Consider the following 15,772-nt stretch of genomic DNA (forward strand, 5'->3'; position numbering starts at 1 on the left):
AGGACTCGCATGACCGATTCGTCACCCGCCGGGCAGATCCTCGCCCGCTTTCGCCTGGGCTGGCCCGGATTCGAACTGGACGTGGACCTGGACCTGCCCGGCCACGGCGTGACGGCGCTGTTCGGCCATTCGGGGTCGGGCAAGACCACCTGCCTGCGCTGCGTCGCCGGCCTGGAACGCGCCGGCGAGGCGTCCCTACAAATCAATGGCGAACGCTGGCAGGACAGCGCGAGCGGGCTCTTCGTCCCGCCCCACAGGCGCGCCCTGGGCTACGTGTTCCAGGAAGCCAGCCTGTTCCCGCACCTGTCGGCGCGACGCAACCTGGAATACGGGCTGCGCCGGGTCAAGGCCGCACAGCGCCGGGTGGACTGGGACCACGTGGTGAAGCTGCTGGGCATCGAACACCTGCTGGAGCGCCTGCCGGGCACGCTGTCCGGCGGCGAGCGCCAGCGCGTCGGCATCGCCCGCGCCCTGCTCACCAGCCCGCGCCTGCTGCTGATGGACGAACCCCTGGCGGCCCTGGACCTCAAGCGCAAGAACGAGATCCTGCCCTACCTCGAACGCCTGCGCGAGGAACTGGACATCCCGGTGCTCTACGTCAGCCACTCGCCCGACGAGGTCGCACGGCTGGCCGACCACGTGGTGCTGCTCGACCAGGGCCGGGTCGTGGCCCAGGGCGGCCTGCGCGAAACCCTGGCCCGCCTCGACCTGCCCACCGCCCTCGGCGAGGACGCCGGCGTGGTGGTCGAATCCATGGTGGCCGAACACGACGATGCCTATCACCTCACCCGCCTGGCCTTTCCCGGCGGCGAAGTGCTGGTGGCGCGGCGGCCGGAAGCGCCCGGCCAGCGCCTGCGCTTTCGCGTGCATGCCCGCGACGTCAGCCTGGCGCTGACGCGCGCCGAAGGCAGCAGCATCACCAACCTGCTGCCGGCACGGGTCGAGGCGCTGGCCGCGGCGGACACCCCGGCCCACGTGCTGGTGCGCCTGGATGCCGGCGGCACGCCGTTGCTGGCGCGCATCACCCGCCGTTCGGCCGACCAGTTGGGCCTCGCCCCCGGCCTGCCGCTGTGGGCGCAGATCAAGGCCGTGGCGCTGCTAGGGTAAGCGAGCGGTTGTTCGATTGTCGCCAATACGACAATCGGCAACCCGTAAAAATCTCATAAGCCGTTGATATTCAATGGAAAGATCTCAGGCATCGAAGTTGCTACGGGATGCCTCGCCAGCCCGTTCGACGCTGGTTCCAGCCACAGCAACAGAGAGAACCCTATGTCCATCAAGGAAATCCAAGCCTTCTCGAGCCAAGCCATGAACGACCCGGTGCTTGGCGAAAAACTCAAAGCCTGCGAAAAGGTCCGCGACGTGATCGCCCTCGGCAAGGAACATGACTACAGCATCATCGAGGACCTGCTCTACCCGCCGAACGAACCGCAATTCAGCGAGGCCCAGCTGTCGCCGAAGATGGCCAAGGCGCTGCTACGCGCCTGATATCCGGCAAGCACTGAACCGTAGGTTGGGTCGGGGCGCGCAGCCTGAGCTCCGCGAAGCCCAACAAGCGCGGTATCGGGCAATGCGTTTTTCACCATGGCATTGGAGTTTCGGCACACCAAACCTCGGCGTGGGCAAGGCCCGGTGTCCCGTTGGGCTTCGCCGCTTCGCGCCTCAACCCAACCTACGGGTTCGGTGCCAGTCGTAGGTTGGGTCGGGCGCGCAGCCTGAGCTCCGCGAAGCCCAACAAGCGCGGTATCGGGCAATGCATTCGCCATGGCGTTGGAGTTTCGGCACACCAAACCTGGGCATGGGCAAGGCCCGGTGTCTCGTTGGGCTTCGCCGCTTCGCGCCTCAACCCAACCTACGGGTTCGGTGCCAGTCGTAGGTTGGGTCGGGGCGCGCAACGAAGCTCAACAAGCGCGGTATCGGGCAATGCATTCGCCATGGCATTGGAGTTTCGGCACACCAAACCTCGGCGTGGACAAGGTCCGGTGTCTCGTTGGGCTTCGCCGCTTCGCGCCTCAACCCAACCTACGGGTTCGGTGCCAGTCGTAGGTTGGGTCGGGCGCGCAGCCTGAGCTCCGCGAAGCCCAACAAGCGCGGTATCGGGCAATGCATTCGCCATGGCGTTGGAGTTTCGGCACACCAAACCTGGGCATGGGCAAGGCCCGGTGTCTCGTTGGGCTTCGCCGCTTCGCGCCTCAACCCAACCTACGGGTTCGGTGCCAGTCGTAGGTTGGGTCGGGGCGCGCAACGAAGCTCAACAAGCGCGGTATCGGGCAATGCATTCGCCATGGCATTGGAGTTTCGGCACACCAAACCTCGGCGTGGACAAGGTCCGGTGTCTCGTTGGGCTTCGCCGCTTCGCGCCTCAACCCAACCTACGGGTTCGGTGCCAGTCGTAGGTTGGGTCGGGCGCGCAGCCTGAGCTCCGCGAAGCCCAACAAGCGCGGTATCGGGCAATGCATTCGCCATGGCGTTGGAGTTTCGGCACACCAAACCTGGGCATGGGCAAGGCCCGGTGTCTCGTTGGGCTTCGCCGCTTCGCGCCTCAACCCAACCTACGCCTATGCGTTCGCGCGAGCGCTCAACCGATCAGCACCTCATAGGCCCGCCTGAGCAGTTCGCGATCCAGCCAGGGCATGCCGATGCTCTGCGTCAGTTCGATCCAATGGGTTCCGATGGCCGCCCGGCACGGGTCGTGCCCGTCCAGCGCGGCGAGGAATACCGGTAGAACGCCGCCCGCCACTTCGAGGCCGACCCGGTAATCGGCCACCAGTTCCAGCGGCTTCTCGATCCCCAGTTCGCGCTGCAGGCTGCGCAGCGCGCAGGCCGGGTGCACCAGCAGATCGCCCCGTTCCGTGCTTTCGGCGAATACCGCGAGGGCCGGCAGCGGCTGCGGCAGCACCACGCCACCGCGCTGCGGCACGAGGAAATGCAGGCGCGCGCTGACCGGATGCTTGTGGCAGATCAGGCCCCGCCAGCCCAGCCGACCTTTCCCGGTCATTCGCCGAATGCCATCAGGGCGTACTCCACCGGCCCGGCGAACAGCCGGGTGCCGCCGCCCTCGGCGACCACCCGCCGCGCCCCGTCCGGGTCGACCACGCGGACGCCGGCCAGGTAGTCCACGCCGAAGCGCCGCCAGCCTTCCAGCCACGGCAGGCTCGGCCCCATCAGCACCACCCGGGCCTGGCGCGACAGTTCGAGCAGGCGCGGCAGGGTCTTGTTGGCGATGCTGCTGGCGCTGACGAACACCCAGTCGGCCTCGGGCAGCAGGTACTCGGCGGCGCAATCGGGCAGGTCGCCCTCCTGCAGATGGCGCTCCAGGCATCGATAGGGCTGGTCCTGCCAGAGCCGTTCGAGGCCGGAATAATGGCCGATCACCACCACCCGCTTTCCCGCCAGCCGCGCACGGAAGTGCGCGAACACCCGCAAATGCCCCGGCGCCGCCGAACGCAACGCCAGCGCCTCGCGCTGGCAGCCATCGGGGGTATTCACGCTGGCGTTGAGCACGGCCAGGCCAATCGCGGCTTCGGCGTCGTTCCACGACAGCAGCCAGGGCAGCAATGCGGCATTGTCCTGCCCGGCGAGCGTGCCCGACCAGTCGAGCGTGCGCGGCACCTGGCGCGGGCTGAAGGCGAAGCCCTGGCTGCCATCGACCTCGGCCAGGGTCCAGTTCAGCCCCAGGCACAGATGCTCGACGCGCCGCGCCTGCGCGGCGCTGGCCAGCAGCCAGTCGTAGAGTTCATTCATGTTCGAGCACCGGCAACAGACGCAATTCGCTTTTCAGCGCCCCCGGCCAGCCCCAGACGGCGACCGCTTCCACCATCCAGGCCGGCTGGTGCGGGTGCGCCAGCAGCACGTCGAATTCGGCATAGACCTGGCCGTCACCGTTGATCTGCATGCTGCCCAGGAAGTCGCCCCGGGCGCTGCGCCACTCGCTGTAGAAGCATTCGCTGCGATCGAACGGATCGATCCGCACTTCGCTGCGCGTCGGTTCACCCTCGTCGGGCAGTTGCAGCCGGATGGCCGAACGCTGCAGGCACGCCTGCAGGACGCTCTGGATTTCGCCGAACACCGGCCGCGCCGCGTGCAGGCGCGCTTCGACCGTGGTCTCCATCAGTCATCTTCCTCTTCGAAGGCGCGGGCGATCTGCAGGAAGGCCTCGCCGCCGATCTCATCGCTGGGGTCAAGTTCCTGCAGTTTCTCCAGCACCCGCCGCGCATCATCCACCTTGCCGCGGCGCAGGCGGATCACGCCCAGTGCCTTGAGGCTGAACAGGTACAGCCGTTCGGCGCCACGGCGCGTCTGCCAGTCGGCGCTGGCCGGGTGCAGGCGCCGGTAGTTGCGGCTGAAGCCGGCACAGGCCGCGGCCCGGCGCAGGGCTTCCCACACCGCGGCTTCCGCCTCGGCATAGCGGGCCTGGCGAAAATAGAATTTGTACAGGCCAATGTGCGCGTCCGGCTCCTCGACCCAGCGCCGCCGGGCTTCGAGCAGCAGCGCCTCGACCGCATCCGGATGTTCCAGGTTGCGCGCGGAAGTCAGCAGGTAGCGCAGCCCGGTCGGCGTGCGGTCGGAAAAGAACGCCCGGTCGGGCTCCAGCAGCAGCACTTCACCCATGCGTCACCAGAGCTCCGCGGGGGTCAGCTTGTCGGTGAAGGGGACGCCCTCGAGCAGGTGCGCGAGGATGGCGTCGGCGTCCGCCGGTTCCACCCAGCTGTACATCAGCGCGCCCGGGTAGACCAGCACGTTGGCGCCGGCCTGGCAGGGGCCGAGGCAGCCGGTGCTGGTCAATGCGATGCGGCCGATCAGGTTGCGCCGGATCAGCGCCTGGGAAAAGGCGTCGAACAGGGCTTCGCCGCCCTTGGCCACGCAACTGCCGCGCGGGTGTCCCTCGGCGCGGCGCTGCATGCAGACGAAGATATGGTGCTCGGGTCTCGGCATGTCCGCAGCTCCTCAACCCGCCAGGGCCTGATGGGTATGGCACTGCTTCGGACAGACCGCCGCGCAGGCCTTGCAGCCGATGCAGTCGAGACCGTCGGCGATGGCCATCACCATCATCTCGTCGTCCTCGTCGTAGAGGTCGTCGTCCTCGTCCACCATGCCGGAGCGCTCCACCAGTTCGAACACGTCGCGCGGGCACACCTTGTAGCAACGCCCGCAACCGATGCACTTCTGCGCATCGACGGCGGTGACGAACTGCGGCACCCATTCGCTGCCGCCGCGCGTACGCCCGGTTATCACTGCTTCCATCTGTCATCTCCTGCCCGCCAACGACATTGGCGGCGGGCGGCCTACGGTTAGGGATATGGCGGGCTCGGGCCCGCTCTGTATCTGTTGCATGGGCTGCCGACCGCGGGGCAGGTGAAACCCGCCATGGCGATGCCCGTCATGTGCAACGACCACGCGGGTTTCACCCGCCTTGCGCATGTGTCGTGCCGGTTTCAGGCGCTGCCGGCCGCTTCCAGCCGGGCACTGGCCTCGGCCCAGTCGAGGCAGGCCTGGTGCGCCTGTGCCGCCAGCTCCGGCAACTGCCGGTAGTCGATCAGCAGCCGGTCCTCGACCAGATCGTGGATCTGCGACGCCCACTCGGTGGCGATGCGCTTTTTCTGGCTGACTTCCTTCTTCAGCGCCTTGAGCTCCTCTTCGGTCATCGGCTCCTCCTACAACTCGGCGACCGCGCGGTGTTCAGCCACCAGCGCGGTCGACTTGCCCAACAATTTCTGCGCCTCGAGCGTCAGCGCCTCGAGCGATTCGAAGCCGAAGCGGTGGACGTCGCGCAGGGTCTTGTCCAGCGCCACCAGCTTGCCGACCAGGATCAGCGCGCGGCCGAAGCCCTCGTGGGTGATGTTGATCACCGGCACCGCGAGCAGCCCGGTCTCGCGCTCGATCATCTGCGCCAGGGCGTTGTAGAAGGCCCTGACCCGCGACAGGGTGACCTCGTCCGGATCGCCGACGATGGGGATCGCCCGGCGCCGCTCGCGGGTCAGCACCAGCGGGTCGAGCACCCGCGCGTCGCTCCAGGTGTCGTAGGTGCCGTAGCTGTCCATGGCGCGCAGTTGCACCACCATCTGCTTGATCACCGGGTCCTGCAGGGCCGGGTCGTCGTCGCGGACGACCGCCTGCTGTTCTTCCACTGCGTACATAACGCTGTCCTCGATTGTCGGGCTATTCGTCCCAGGCCTCGCCGGCCATGGCTTCGAAACGCTGCTGGTCCGCCGTACCACGGGTACGCCGGATCGCCTTGGCCAGCCAGGCCGAAGGGCCTTCGCGCAGCTCGGCCTGCAGCGTCGCGATCAGCTCGGCGATGCTTTCGGTCTCGCTGACCTTGACCGGCTGCACGCCGATCGCCAGCAACTGGCGCACCGCCGAGGCGCCGCAGGCGCGGCAGTACACCGCGATGCAGCCGTCGAGCAGTTCCAGCTTGGACGCCAGCTTGTCCTCGTTGCCGTCCTGGTCGAGTTCGCCGAACTCCACCACCGATTGCAGCTCGGCGCGCTCGGGGTCGACGCCGTAGAAGACGAACGAGCGCGAGGAGCCGAAATGCTGATCCACCGTGCGCCGGTCGGACGAGGCGAAGGCCAGCTTGAGCAGCGTGCCGTCGTTCTCACCGCCGAGTACCTGCAGTTGTCGGATCGGGCTGGCCATGACTCAGTGCCTCCGTTGCGAATGTTCGGATACGGGCTTCTGCGCGTAGATCGAGCGATACGGCGCGATGCCCTGGTGATGTTCGGTGAGCAGGTTGGCCAGGTCGAACAGCGCCTGCGCGCTGGCCCGGTAGCCGCTCCAGCAGCGCTGGAAACCGCCCAGCAGGTCGTACTGCGGGAAGCCCACGCGCAGCAGCGGGACGCCCAGGCGCTGGGCGCTGGCCAAGGCATGGCTGTTGCCGAGCAGCAGTTGGGCGCCGCCATCGCGGGCGGCCTGCTCCAGGTCCTCCAGGTCGCCGACCTGGATGCGCGCCAGCGGCGCATCGGCCAGCGCCGGCGCGCGTGCCGGCACCACCGCGGCCACCAGTTGCGCGCCCATGCCGCGCGCCAGGGCGTCGAAGCCGAGCAGCAGGTCGGGGTCGGCGGCGATGCCCAGGCGGGCGTCGCCGAGCATGAAATGGGTGTCGAGCATGGCGTCCTGCAGTTGCCGGCGCTGGCGCTGCCAGCGCTCCGGCACCGGGTTGCCGCTGATCTCGCTCAGCGCCATCAGCCAGGCGTCCACCGCCTCCAGGCCCAGCAGCAGGCCGAAACGGCGGTCCGGCACGCCGCTGCGGGCGGCCAGCGCATCGGCGGTGGCGGCCAGGCTCTGGCCGATCACCAGGGTGGCGGCGCTCTGCCCGGCGCTGGCCAGTTCGTCGAGGGTCAGCCCGCCGGTGGTCAGCGGATTGAAGGCCGCCTCGTCGAGGTGGCCGTCCAGCGAGCCGGACAGGTCGGGGATCAGCAGCGGCCGCAGGCCGAAGCTCTCGACGCTCTCGGCGACGAACTCCAGGTCGCCGGGCGTCACGCTGGCGCTGCACAGCACGTTGACCTGGCGCGGCCGCTGGCCGACCCGGTCGCGGCACTCGGGCACCAGCGTCTCGATCATCGCCTTGAGCGCGGCGGCGAAGCCGCTTTCGAAGCAGCCGCTGAAGTCCGGGCTGTTCACCGGCACGATGGCGACATCCTTGAATTCGTCGTGCGCACGGCGGAATTCGTGCAGCGCGCTGTGCAGGTCGCAGCCCTGGGTTTCCGCCAGCGCCGTAGTGAGCAGGCCGATCACCGCCGGGCGCTGCTTGTCGCAGATCACCCGCAGCGCCTCGACCACGTTGTCGTCGGCGCCCATCACCGAGCTGACCTGGTCCATCGCCGTGGTCTGCAGCGGCACCGGCTCGCGGAAATGCCGGACGAAGAACACCTTGGCGAACGCCGTGCAGCCCTGCGAGCCGTGCAGCAGCGGCATGCTGCGCGCCATGCCGAGGAAGGCCAGCGCGGCGCCCATGGTCTGGCTGGCCTTCAGCGGGCTGACCGCCAGCGCCTTGTTGCGATTGATGATCTGCGCCATCCCGACCTCCTCAGGCGTTCGCCAGCGCGCGGGCCGGCACCGTGGTCGGCACGGCACACCGTTCCCACGGCGCCGGCTGGCGTACCGCCGGCCACACCGGGCTCTCCAGGGTCAGGCAGAGCTGGCGCACCAGCTCCAGCATGCCGTCGTAGCCGGCATAGCCGAATTCGCGTTCCTGGTTGATGTCGAGGAAGGGAATGCGCCCCTTGAGCGCGGTGTACATGTTGCGGCCGCCGGCGATGAGGATGTCGGCACGGTATTCCTCCACCGTGCGCAGCAGCGTGCGCGGGTTGCCCTCCTCGAGCATCTTGACCTCGTCGCCCATCAGCTCGCGGATGCGCGCCTTGTCCTCCTCGGTGGACTTCTTGGTGCCGGTGGCGACCACCTTCATGCCCAGGTCCTGCAGCGCGGAGATCACCGACCAGGACTTGACGCCGCCGGTGTAGAGCAGCACGCGCTTGCCGGCCAGGCGTTCGCGCCAGGGTTCCAGCGCCGCGCGAATCTTCGCTTCCTCGCGCGCGATCAGCGCTTCGGTGCGCGCGGCGAGGTCGGCGTCGCCGATCAGCCGGGCGAAGTCGCGCAGCGCCTGCGAGGTGTCGGTGATGCCGTAGAAGCTGCCCTCGAACCAGGGCGTGCCGAAGCGTTCCTGCAGCTTGCGCGCGACGTTGAGCATGGCCTTGGAGCAGACCATCATGTTCACCTCGGCGCGGTGCATGCTCTGCACCTCGCGGAAACGCGCGTCGCCGGACAGCGTGCAGAGCACGCGGATGCCCAGTTCGTCGAGCAGCGGCAGCACGTGCCAGAACTCGCCGGCGATGTTGTACTCGCCGATCAGGTTGACGTCGTGCACGCGGATGCCGGCGCGCGCGCTGCCGGCCGGCAGCGGGTCGGGCTCGCGGGTGCCGATCACATGCTTGAACATGGCGTCGCCGGCGATGCGGTTGCCGAGGTTCTTGGTGCCGTAGAAGCCGGCACCGTCCACCGGCACCACCGGCGTGGCGAAATGCTCGCTGGCGGCCTTGCACACGGCGTCCAGATCGTCGCCGATCAGCGCCGGCACGCAGGTGTTGTAGACGAACACCGCCGGCGGCGCGTAGCTCTCCACCGCCTGGCGGATGGCATGGAACAGGCGCTTCTCGGCGCGCCCCATGATCACGTCCTGCTCGGAGAGATCGGTGGTCATGCCGATGCGATACAGCTGCGGGCCGCTGGAACGGGTGCCGCGGTTGTCCCAGGAACTGCCGGCACAGGCGATCGGCCCATGGACGATGTGCGCCACGTCGGCGATCGGCAACAGGGCGATCTGCGCGCCGTCGAAGGCACAGCCACCGTCGGTGGCGCCCGGCTTCGGCTTGGCGCAGCCGGACTTCTCCTTCTTGTTGTGCGTGCAGGCGGGTTCGTCGAGCAGTTCGGCAATGTCCTTGGCTTTCATCGCACCCTCCGGATCGTCGTGGTCATGCGCAACGAGACGGGTGCAAGGCCTGTACCAAAAGGCAACTCATTGATTCATATGGATTTGTATTGAAATCGGATTGTCGCAAACGCATCCGGATGTCGGGTTCGCAACAAAGGATTCGGCAGGTGACCGTAGGTTGGGTCGGGGCGCGCGGTCTGAGCGAAGCCCGACAAGCGTGGCGCCCTCAGAAGCGATGTTGGGCTTCGCCGCTACGCGGCTCAACCCAACCTACACTCACCAACCAACAGACCTGAATCACATTTTTCGCTAACGCGCTGCCTTAGAGTCCACAGGCCCTATCCATCAAGGACGATGAGATGCACTATCGACGCGCTTTCGTGCCGGGAGGCACCTTCTTTTTCACCCTCGCGCTGGCCGATCGCGGCCAGTCACTGCTTACCGAACACATCGAAGCACTTCGCGCGTCCTTTCGCCAGGTCAAGACCCAACATCCATTCGAGATCGTCGCGCAGGTGGTGTTGCCGGACCATCTGCACAGCGTATGGCAATTGCCCGAAGGCGATGCCGACTACCCGCTGCGCTGGGCGTTGATCAAGAGCAGCTTCTCCCGCCGCCTGCCCGCACACGAGGCGATTCCGTTGTCGCGCCGACGCAAACGCGAGCGCGCCGTCTGGCAACGGCGCTATTGGGAGCACCGGATCCGGGACGAAGAGGATCTGCAGCGGCATATCGATTACATCCATTTCAACCCGGTCAAGCATAGATACGTTTCACGCGCCGCCGATTGGTCGTATTCCTCGATTCATCGATACATCAAGGATGGCGTGATGTCGGTCGATTGGGGTGGTGAAACGTGTGCGGCGAGGCCAATCGACCTGCCTCCGGATTGACCTACGACTGGCACCGAACCCGTAGGTTGGGTTGAGACGCGAAGCGGCGAAGCCCAACATCACTCCGGGGCCAAGGCGAATCTCCGACGTGCCGAAGCTCGACGCCGTAACGATTGCGTTGCCCGGTGCCTCGCTCGTTGGGCTTCGCGGAGCTCAACCCAACCTACCCCAACCTACCCCAATCGCTCTTCGATCGCGGCCCGGACCTCGGGGTCGTCTTCGTCGAGGCCGCGCAGGGCATCGAGCGGGGCGTTTTCCACGGCGGCCAGGCGTACCGTCCAGTCGGGGTCGTGGAGCAGTTCCACGACGTCCTCGCCGTGCAGGCGCGCGGCGACCAGGCGGCGGATCTCCGGTTCGGGGTCCATGACCATCAGCCCGAGGCTTTCCTCGGGCAGGCGCTGGGCGACGAACTTGCGCACCTGGCGGTCCTCGTCGCGGATGAAGCGGAACAGCCGCCCCGGGGCGATGCGCTGGACCACGTAGGCGCGCACCAGGTAGTCCGGGTCGGTGGCCATCCATTCCAGTTGCTCGGCCGGCAGGCGATCGGCGACGGTGATGCGCACCTCGCGATCCGGGTCGCGCATGAGTTCGCCCAGGCGCTCGCGCGGCAGGCGGTAGGCCACCGCGCGGCGCACCGCCTCGTCGACGTCGTGGATCATCGGCAGCAGCGCCTCCACCGGGGCGTAGCGCACGGCGATGGCGCGTCGCTCCCAGAACGGATCGGCCAGGTAATGCACGGCCAGCTGCGGATTCTGCCGGAAGAAACGGTCGATCTGCCGGCCGCTGTGGATCGCCACGCAGCGGTCGCCCGGCGTGCAGCGGCCGCTGGGCAGCAGGTCGCCGCGAAAGCTGCAGTCGCGGCAGTCCGCCAGGGGGGTGATGTCCTCGCCACCATCGTTGTGCATGGGCGTGCTCAGTCGGCGACGACTTCGGCCAGGACGATGCCCGAGGCGGCGTCCAGGTCGTTGCTCAGCACCGAGCAGTGCTGGCTGGAGTTGACCAGGTAGACGTTGAATCCCGGCCGCTCGGCGATGGGCCTGGCATTGACCGTCACGTCGTCGTCCATGCAGCAGGTGAAGTGCACGCCGGGGTGGGCGCTGCGCAGGCTGGCGAGCAGCGTTGCGTCGAGCGGGGCGCTTTCGGCCTGGCGGATGACGTCCTCGAGCTGGGTCTGGCTGATCATGGGGTGTCCTCTTTTTCGTCGATCGAAGCGTCGCGGCGGCCCAGCGGTTCGCCGCCCATGGCCTTGGCCAGCCAGGGCGGCGGCGCGGTGGCCAGTACCTGTTGCAGTTCCTCGACGACCTCGCGGGCCGGTATCGGCCGCATGACCTTGACCGGGTGGGTGCCGACGCGAATCACCTTGGCCGCCGCCGGCCCGCCGATGCTCAGGGTGTAGAGCAGCTGGCAGTCGTGCAGCAGTTCGGCGCGGCGGGCATGGCGATCCTCGTGGGGCGCGACCGGCCCCGGCTCGCGCAGGGCGACCAGGCGGCTGGCGCTCGGCGAGATCTGGTAGACGAGAAAGCGCGCGCAGCTGCCGAAGCTGCCGTCCAGGCGTTCGCCGCCGTCGGAGCTGCAGGCGATGCGGACCGAATCCGGCAGTTCGCCTTCCTGGTAGGGCTCGACGACCGGCAACGGTTCCTCGGGCATCCGCACGCCGCGCCCCTTGAGCAGGCCGAGCGCACGTTGCAGTTGCCGTTCGCTGAGCGCTGGCGGCGATCCATCGAGGGTGTTCAGCAGGCGGTTGCGCAGGCGGTTGCGCAGGCGGTTGAGGCGCAGCCTGGCCAGGCGCGCCTCGGTGATCGGCTCGCCGGTGACGCTGAGCAGGGTGCGCAGCAGTTGCGCGGTATCCACGCCGTTCAGCTCGCGCGCCGCCAGGGCGATGCGCAGGGCCAGGTGAGCCGGCAGCGGAGCCCGTCCGTTGCTGGGCGCCATCGCTCAGCCCTCGCCGGCCCGCTTGGCGCGCAGGGTGATCGGCAGTTTCGGCGGCGCCGAGAGGGGTTCGAGGTAGTAGCTGGAGCCATCGGCCAGGGCGACTTCGCCGCCCCAGCGCTCGGGGCTGTCGTGTTCCAGGCTGACGACGATCTCTTCCTGGTCCTTCTTGGCGATGTAGAAGGTCAGCTGGCCATTCTTGTTGCGGCTGATCATGACACTGGGCATGGGAGGCTTCCTGAAAATGGGGCTGGCCGGCCGACGACCATTGCGGTGCGCCGGCCGGCCAGGATGGGGAGGTCGCCCTCCCCGCTCGCGGTCAACGGACCAGGTCGTAGTTGTAGTCGGTGGTCTGCATGCCACGGGTCTCGTCGTCGAGGCGCTCGAGCACGGCGTTGACGAGGGTGGTCAGCATCTGCATGGCGCCTTCGTAGCCGAGGGTGGTCTGGCGATGCAGGTGGTGGCGGTCGAAGATCGGGAAGCCGAGACGGATCAGCGGCACCTCGAATTCCTTGCCCTTGTGCAGCGTGTCGCGCTGGATGAACTTGCCGTAGCTGTTGCCGATCATGAAGTCCGGCTTGTCGGTGAACACCAGCGAGCGCATGTGCCAGAGGTCCTTGCCGATGTACACGGTGCAGTTCTTGCCGTAGGGCGAGGACTCCAGGATCGCGTCCATGGCCTTCTTCCAGCGCTTGTTGCCGTTGTGGGCGAGGATGTGCACCGGCTCGGCGCCCAGTTCCAGGAGGAACTTGGCCATGCCCATGACGAAGTCCGGATCGCCCCACAGCGCGAAGCGCTTGCCGTGCAGCCAAGTGTGCGAGTCGGTCATCATGTCGACCAGGCGGCCGCGCTCCTTGGCCAGGCTTTCGGGAATCGGCTGGCCGCTGATCTCGCTGACCTTCATCAGGAACTCGTCGGTCCAGTCCAGGCCCATGGGGATGCTCAGCCTGGGCGTCTCGTGCTTCCAGGTGCCGTCGACGAACTTGCGGGTCTTCTCCAGTTGCCAGGGTTGCAGCAGCAGGGTGTTCAGGGCATTGGGCGCGTCCTTGATCTCGTCCTGGGTGGTGCCGCCCGAATACATGCGGAACTGGCCGTCGGCCGGGGTATCGAGCACTTCTTCCGGGTCGGAGAGCAGGCTGTAGCCGACGTCCATTTCCTTGAGCATGCGCTTGATCACGCGGAAGTTGCCCAGGTAGGTCTCGAAGCCGGGAACGACGTTGATCTTGTGGTTGCTGCCCACCACCTTGTCGTCCATGTGGTTGAGGGTGAAGTAGCGGGCGATGCCCTCGAACATGTTGTCCCAGCCGGTGACGTGGCTGCCGACGAAGCTCGGGGTGTGGGCATAGGGGACCGGGTAGTCCTCGGGGATGAAGCCCTCCTTCTTCGAGTTGTTGATGAAGGCGTTGAGGTCGTCGCCGATGACCTCGGCCATGCAGGTGGTGGACACGGCGATCATGTCCGGCTTGTAGGTGGCCTTGCAGTTGGCCAGGCCGTCCTTCATGTTCTGCTGGCCGCCGAACACCGCCGCGTCCTCGGTCATGGAGTCGGACACGCAGGACACCGGCTCCTTGAAGTGGCGGTTGAAGTAGGTGCGGAAGTAGGCCACGCAGCCCTGCGAGCCGTGCACGTAGGGCATGGTCTTCTCGAAGCCCAGGGCGCAGAGCACCGAGCCCAGCGGCTGGCAGGCCTTGGCCGGGTTGACGGTCAGCGCCTCGCGCTGGAAGTTGAGTTCCCGGTATTCCTGGGTGGTGGTCCACTGGAAGACTTCGTCGATCTTCTCCTGCGGATGCTTCTCTTCGAAGGCGTCGCGCTTGAGCGCGAGCATGTCCTTGTATTCTTCGTCGCGGAACAGCGGATAGCTGGGTTTGATGTTGTCGACTTGCTGGCTCATGACTCTCTCCTTCGCCTCACTCATCTGTGAACGGCGATCACGGATATCGGCGGCGACCGGCCTGCGCCGGCCGCCGCGGACGTTGCGTACGACTGCGGACCATCAGGCGCTGGCGGCGACCTGCTCGGCCGATTCCTCGGCCTTCTGCCAGGGCGCCTGCAGCTTCTTCCAGCACGGGTTGTTCAGGGTCATGTCCATGTCACGGGCGAAGATGGCGAAGCCGTCGAAGCCGTGGTACGGGCCGGAATAATCCCAGGAGTGCATCTGCCGGAAGGGAATGCCCATCTTCTGGAAGATGTACTTTTCCTTGATGCCGGAACCGATCAGGTCGGGCTTGATGCGCTTGACGAACTCCTCGAACTCGTAGCCGGTGACGTCGTCGTAGAGCAGCGTGGCGTTGCCCATTTCCTTGAGGGTGCGGTCGTAGTCGTCGTTGTGGCCGAACTCGTAGCCGGTGCCGACCACTTCCATGCCCAGGTCCTCGTAGGCGCCGATCACATGGCGCGGGCGCAGGCCGCCGACGTAGAGCATCACGCGCTTGCCTTCCAGGCGCGGGCGGTACTTGGCGATCACCGCCTCCCACTCCGGCTGGTACTTGGCGATGACTTGCTCGCACTTGGCCTTGATGCTGTCGTCGAAGTGCTCGGCGATGGCCCGCAGCGACTCGGCGGTCTTGGTCGGACCGAAGAAGTTGTACTCCATCCACGGGATGCCGTACTTCTCTTCCATGTGCCGCGAGATGTAGTTCATCGAGCGGTAGCAGTGCACCAGGTTCAGCTTGACCTTGGGCGTCAGCTCCATCTCCGAGAGGGTGCCGTCGCCGGACCACTGCGCCACCACGCGCAGGCCCATTTCCTCGAGCAGGATGCGCGAGGACCAGGCATCGCCGCCGATGTTGTAGTCGCCGATGATGGAGACATCGTAGGGCGTGGTCTGGAAGCTGGTGTCGTCGTCGCGCTTGTCCAGCACCCAGTCACGGATGGCATCGTTGGCGATGTGGTGGCCGAGGGACTGCGACACCCCGCGGAAACCTTCGCAACGCACCGGCACCACGGTGGTCTCGTGCTCGGCGGCCTTCTTCTTGGCCACCGCCTCGATGTCGTCGCCGATCAGGCCGATGGGGCATTCGGACTGCACGGAGATGCCCTTGTTCAGCGGGAACAGCGTCTCGATCTCGTCGATCAGCTTGGCCAGCTTCTTGTCGCCACCGAAGACGATGTCCTTCTCCTGGAAATCCGAGGTGAAGTTCATGGTGACGAAGGCGTTCACCCCGGTGGTGCCGATGTAGTAGTTGCGCCGCCCGGCGCGCGAATACTGGCCACAACCCACCGGCCCGTGGGAAATGTGGATCATGTCCTTGATCGGCCCCCAGACCACACCCTTGGAGCCGGCGTAGGCGCAGCCACGGATGGTCATCAGCCCCGGCTGGGATTTCTTGTTGGAGGTGATGCACTTCTTCGATTGCTCAAGCGTCGGGTCGTTGGGCGACAGGTGCTTGGCGCGGTCCTTGCGGGCCTTCTCCGGATAGACTTCCAGGACTTCCTGGATGAGGGATTCCACCTCTTCGCGGGACATACCGGTCATGATTGACCTCCTCTTGCGTTCATGTGCGGGTCACGGACGCCC

At 66.9% G+C, this 15,772-nt stretch carries 20 protein-coding genes; 3 read left to right on the forward strand and 17 right to left on the reverse strand.

Annotation, left to right across the window (positions count from 1 at the left end):
- Window positions 1-9: 9 nt before the first annotated feature.
- Window positions 10-1,107, forward strand: coding sequence for a molybdenum ABC transporter ATP-binding protein (modC, locus tag P5704_006395; GenBank protein WOF80112.1), 1,098 nt, complete (start codon window positions 10-12; stop codon window positions 1,105-1,107).
- Window positions 1,108-1,269: 162 nt separating this feature from the next.
- Window positions 1,270-1,488: a Nif11-like leader peptide family natural product precursor gene (locus P5704_006400; GenBank protein WOF80113.1), complete on the forward strand. Its 219-nt coding sequence runs from the start codon at window positions 1,270-1,272 to the stop codon at window positions 1,486-1,488.
- A 1,090-nt stretch (window positions 1,489-2,578) separates the two neighbouring features.
- On the opposite strand, the gene P5704_006405 is transcribed toward P5704_006400, so the two are convergent.
- The 11 genes from P5704_006405 to nifE form a co-directional block, all read right to left on the reverse strand.
- The gene (locus tag P5704_006405; protein ID WOF80114.1) at window positions 2,579-2,998 is read right to left on the reverse strand and encodes a hypothetical protein; all 420 of its coding nucleotides are present in this window, start codon (window positions 2,996-2,998) and stop codon (window positions 2,579-2,581) included.
- Window positions 2,995-3,744: a DUF364 domain-containing protein gene (locus tag P5704_006410; protein WOF80115.1), complete on the reverse strand. Its 750-nt coding sequence runs from the start codon at window positions 3,742-3,744 to the stop codon at window positions 2,995-2,997. The genes P5704_006405 and P5704_006410 overlap by 4 nt, the downstream gene beginning before the upstream one ends.
- Entirely contained in the window at window positions 3,737-4,111 is a 375-nt protein-coding gene (locus tag P5704_006415; protein ID WOF80116.1) for a hypothetical protein, read from the reverse strand. Before P5704_006415 ends, P5704_006410 begins: the two co-directional genes overlap by 8 nt.
- Window positions 4,111-4,611, reverse strand: coding sequence for a hypothetical protein (locus P5704_006420; GenBank protein WOF80117.1), 501 nt, complete (start codon window positions 4,609-4,611; stop codon window positions 4,111-4,113). The genes P5704_006415 and P5704_006420 overlap by 1 nt, the downstream gene beginning before the upstream one ends.
- 3 nt (window positions 4,612-4,614) lie before the next feature.
- A complete protein-coding gene (locus P5704_006425; protein ID WOF80118.1) occupies window positions 4,615-4,935 on the reverse strand; it encodes a (2Fe-2S) ferredoxin domain-containing protein in 321 nt (106 codons plus the stop codon).
- 12 nt (window positions 4,936-4,947) lie between these two features.
- Complete coding sequence (gene fdxB / locus P5704_006430; protein WOF80119.1) at window positions 4,948-5,244, reverse strand: ferredoxin III, nif-specific; 297 nt, start codon at window positions 5,242-5,244, stop codon at window positions 4,948-4,950.
- 191 nt (window positions 5,245-5,435) lie between these two features.
- Window positions 5,436-5,645, reverse strand: coding sequence for a CCE_0567 family metalloprotein (locus tag P5704_006435; GenBank protein WOF80120.1), 210 nt, complete (start codon window positions 5,643-5,645; stop codon window positions 5,436-5,438).
- 9 nt (window positions 5,646-5,654) lie between these two features.
- A complete protein-coding gene (locus tag P5704_006440; protein WOF80121.1) occupies window positions 5,655-6,137 on the reverse strand; it encodes a NifX-associated nitrogen fixation protein in 483 nt (160 codons plus the stop codon).
- 22 nt (window positions 6,138-6,159) lie between these two features.
- Window positions 6,160-6,639, reverse strand: coding sequence for a NifB/NifX family molybdenum-iron cluster-binding protein (locus P5704_006445; protein ID WOF80122.1), 480 nt, complete (start codon window positions 6,637-6,639; stop codon window positions 6,160-6,162).
- A 3-nt stretch (window positions 6,640-6,642) separates the two neighbouring features.
- A complete protein-coding gene (gene nifN, locus P5704_006450) occupies window positions 6,643-8,019 on the reverse strand; it encodes a nitrogenase iron-molybdenum cofactor biosynthesis protein NifN (GenBank protein ID WOF80123.1) in 1,377 nt (458 codons plus the stop codon).
- A gap of 10 nt (window positions 8,020-8,029) precedes the next feature.
- On the reverse strand, window positions 8,030-9,451 hold the full coding sequence (gene nifE / locus P5704_006455; protein ID WOF80124.1) for a nitrogenase iron-molybdenum cofactor biosynthesis protein NifE: 1,422 nt from the start codon (window positions 9,449-9,451) through the stop codon (window positions 8,030-8,032).
- Between the two features lie 341 nt (window positions 9,452-9,792).
- Here nifE and P5704_006460 point away from each other — a divergent pair, with 341 nt between their 5' ends.
- Window positions 9,793-10,326, forward strand: a complete 534-nt coding sequence (locus tag P5704_006460; GenBank protein ID WOF80125.1) for a transposase — start codon at window positions 9,793-9,795, stop codon at window positions 10,324-10,326.
- A gap of 173 nt (window positions 10,327-10,499) precedes the next feature.
- Here the strand turns inward: P5704_006460 and P5704_006465 are convergent, their stop codons facing one another.
- From P5704_006465 to nifD, 6 genes are all read right to left on the reverse strand, one after another.
- Window positions 10,500-11,231: a 4Fe4S-binding leucine-rich repeat protein gene (locus tag P5704_006465; protein ID WOF80126.1), complete on the reverse strand. Its 732-nt coding sequence runs from the start codon at window positions 11,229-11,231 to the stop codon at window positions 10,500-10,502.
- A gap of 8 nt (window positions 11,232-11,239) precedes the next feature.
- The gene (locus P5704_006470) at window positions 11,240-11,509 is read right to left on the reverse strand and encodes a DUF6129 family protein (protein WOF80127.1); all 270 of its coding nucleotides are present in this window, start codon (window positions 11,507-11,509) and stop codon (window positions 11,240-11,242) included.
- Complete coding sequence (locus tag P5704_006475) at window positions 11,506-12,258, reverse strand: dinitrogenase iron-molybdenum cofactor N-terminal domain-containing protein (protein WOF80128.1); 753 nt, start codon at window positions 12,256-12,258, stop codon at window positions 11,506-11,508. Before P5704_006475 ends, P5704_006470 begins: the two co-directional genes overlap by 4 nt.
- Before the next feature lie 3 nt (window positions 12,259-12,261).
- Window positions 12,262-12,483: a putative nitrogen fixation protein NifT gene (gene nifT / locus P5704_006480; GenBank protein ID WOF80129.1), complete on the reverse strand. Its 222-nt coding sequence runs from the start codon at window positions 12,481-12,483 to the stop codon at window positions 12,262-12,264.
- Between the two features lie 91 nt (window positions 12,484-12,574).
- Window positions 12,575-14,146 carry a nitrogenase molybdenum-iron protein subunit beta gene (gene nifK, locus P5704_006485; GenBank protein ID WOF80130.1) on the reverse strand — a complete coding sequence of 524 codons (1,572 nt, stop codon included), beginning with the start codon at window positions 14,144-14,146 and terminating at the stop codon, window positions 12,575-12,577.
- Between the two features lie 102 nt (window positions 14,147-14,248).
- Window positions 14,249-15,730 (reverse strand): nitrogenase molybdenum-iron protein alpha chain, encoded by a 1,482-nt coding sequence (gene nifD / locus P5704_006490; GenBank protein ID WOF80131.1) that lies wholly within the window; start codon window positions 15,728-15,730, stop codon window positions 14,249-14,251.
- Window positions 15,731-15,772 lie beyond the last annotated feature (42 nt).

The organism is Pseudomonas sp. FeN3W (assembly GCA_030263805.2).
GTDB classification, from domain to species: domain Bacteria; phylum Pseudomonadota; class Gammaproteobacteria; order Pseudomonadales; family Pseudomonadaceae; genus Stutzerimonas; species Stutzerimonas stutzeri_G.

What these genes read in the sequence shown, in the direction of transcription:
- P5704_006440 (WOF80121.1), bottom strand. Translation starts at nt 6,137, where the DNA reads ATGTACGCAGTGGAAGAACAGCAGGCGGTCGTCCGCGACGACGACCCG.
- P5704_006400 (WOF80113.1), top strand. Translation starts at nt 1,270, where the DNA reads ATGTCCATCAAGGAAATCCAAGCCTTCTCGAGCCAAGCCATGAACGAC.
- P5704_006470 (WOF80127.1), bottom strand. Translation starts at nt 11,509, where the DNA reads ATGATCAGCCAGACCCAGCTCGAGGACGTCATCCGCCAGGCCGAAAGC.
- nifT (WOF80129.1), bottom strand. Translation starts at nt 12,483, where the DNA reads ATGCCCAGTGTCATGATCAGCCGCAACAAGAATGGCCAGCTGACCTTC.
- P5704_006420 (WOF80117.1), bottom strand. Translation starts at nt 4,611, where the DNA reads ATGGGTGAAGTGCTGCTGCTGGAGCCCGACCGGGCGTTCTTTTCCGAC.
- fdxB (WOF80119.1), bottom strand. Translation starts at nt 5,244, where the DNA reads ATGGAAGCAGTGATAACCGGGCGTACGCGCGGCGGCAGCGAATGGGTG.
- nifN (WOF80123.1), bottom strand. Translation starts at nt 8,019, where the DNA reads ATGGCGCAGATCATCAATCGCAACAAGGCGCTGGCGGTCAGCCCGCTG.
- P5704_006415 (WOF80116.1), bottom strand. Translation starts at nt 4,111, where the DNA reads ATGGAGACCACGGTCGAAGCGCGCCTGCACGCGGCGCGGCCGGTGTTC.
- modC (WOF80112.1), top strand. Translation starts at nt 10, where the DNA reads ATGACCGATTCGTCACCCGCCGGGCAGATCCTCGCCCGCTTTCGCCTG.
- P5704_006460 (WOF80125.1), top strand. Translation starts at nt 9,793, where the DNA reads ATGCACTATCGACGCGCTTTCGTGCCGGGAGGCACCTTCTTTTTCACC.
- P5704_006475 (WOF80128.1), bottom strand. Translation starts at nt 12,258, where the DNA reads ATGGCGCCCAGCAACGGACGGGCTCCGCTGCCGGCTCACCTGGCCCTG.
- P5704_006410 (WOF80115.1), bottom strand. Translation starts at nt 3,744, where the DNA reads ATGAATGAACTCTACGACTGGCTGCTGGCCAGCGCCGCGCAGGCGCGG.
- P5704_006445 (WOF80122.1), bottom strand. Translation starts at nt 6,639, where the DNA reads ATGGCCAGCCCGATCCGACAACTGCAGGTACTCGGCGGTGAGAACGAC.
- P5704_006425 (WOF80118.1), bottom strand. Translation starts at nt 4,935, where the DNA reads ATGCCGAGACCCGAGCACCATATCTTCGTCTGCATGCAGCGCCGCGCC.
- P5704_006405 (WOF80114.1), bottom strand. Translation starts at nt 2,998, where the DNA reads ATGACCGGGAAAGGTCGGCTGGGCTGGCGGGGCCTGATCTGCCACAAG.
- nifE (WOF80124.1), bottom strand. Translation starts at nt 9,451, where the DNA reads ATGAAAGCCAAGGACATTGCCGAACTGCTCGACGAACCCGCCTGCACG.
- nifD (WOF80131.1), bottom strand. Translation starts at nt 15,730, where the DNA reads ATGACCGGTATGTCCCGCGAAGAGGTGGAATCCCTCATCCAGGAAGTC.
- nifK (WOF80130.1), bottom strand. Translation starts at nt 14,146, where the DNA reads ATGAGCCAGCAAGTCGACAACATCAAACCCAGCTATCCGCTGTTCCGC.
- P5704_006435 (WOF80120.1), bottom strand. Translation starts at nt 5,645, where the DNA reads ATGACCGAAGAGGAGCTCAAGGCGCTGAAGAAGGAAGTCAGCCAGAAA.
- P5704_006465 (WOF80126.1), bottom strand. Translation starts at nt 11,231, where the DNA reads ATGCACAACGATGGTGGCGAGGACATCACCCCCCTGGCGGACTGCCGC.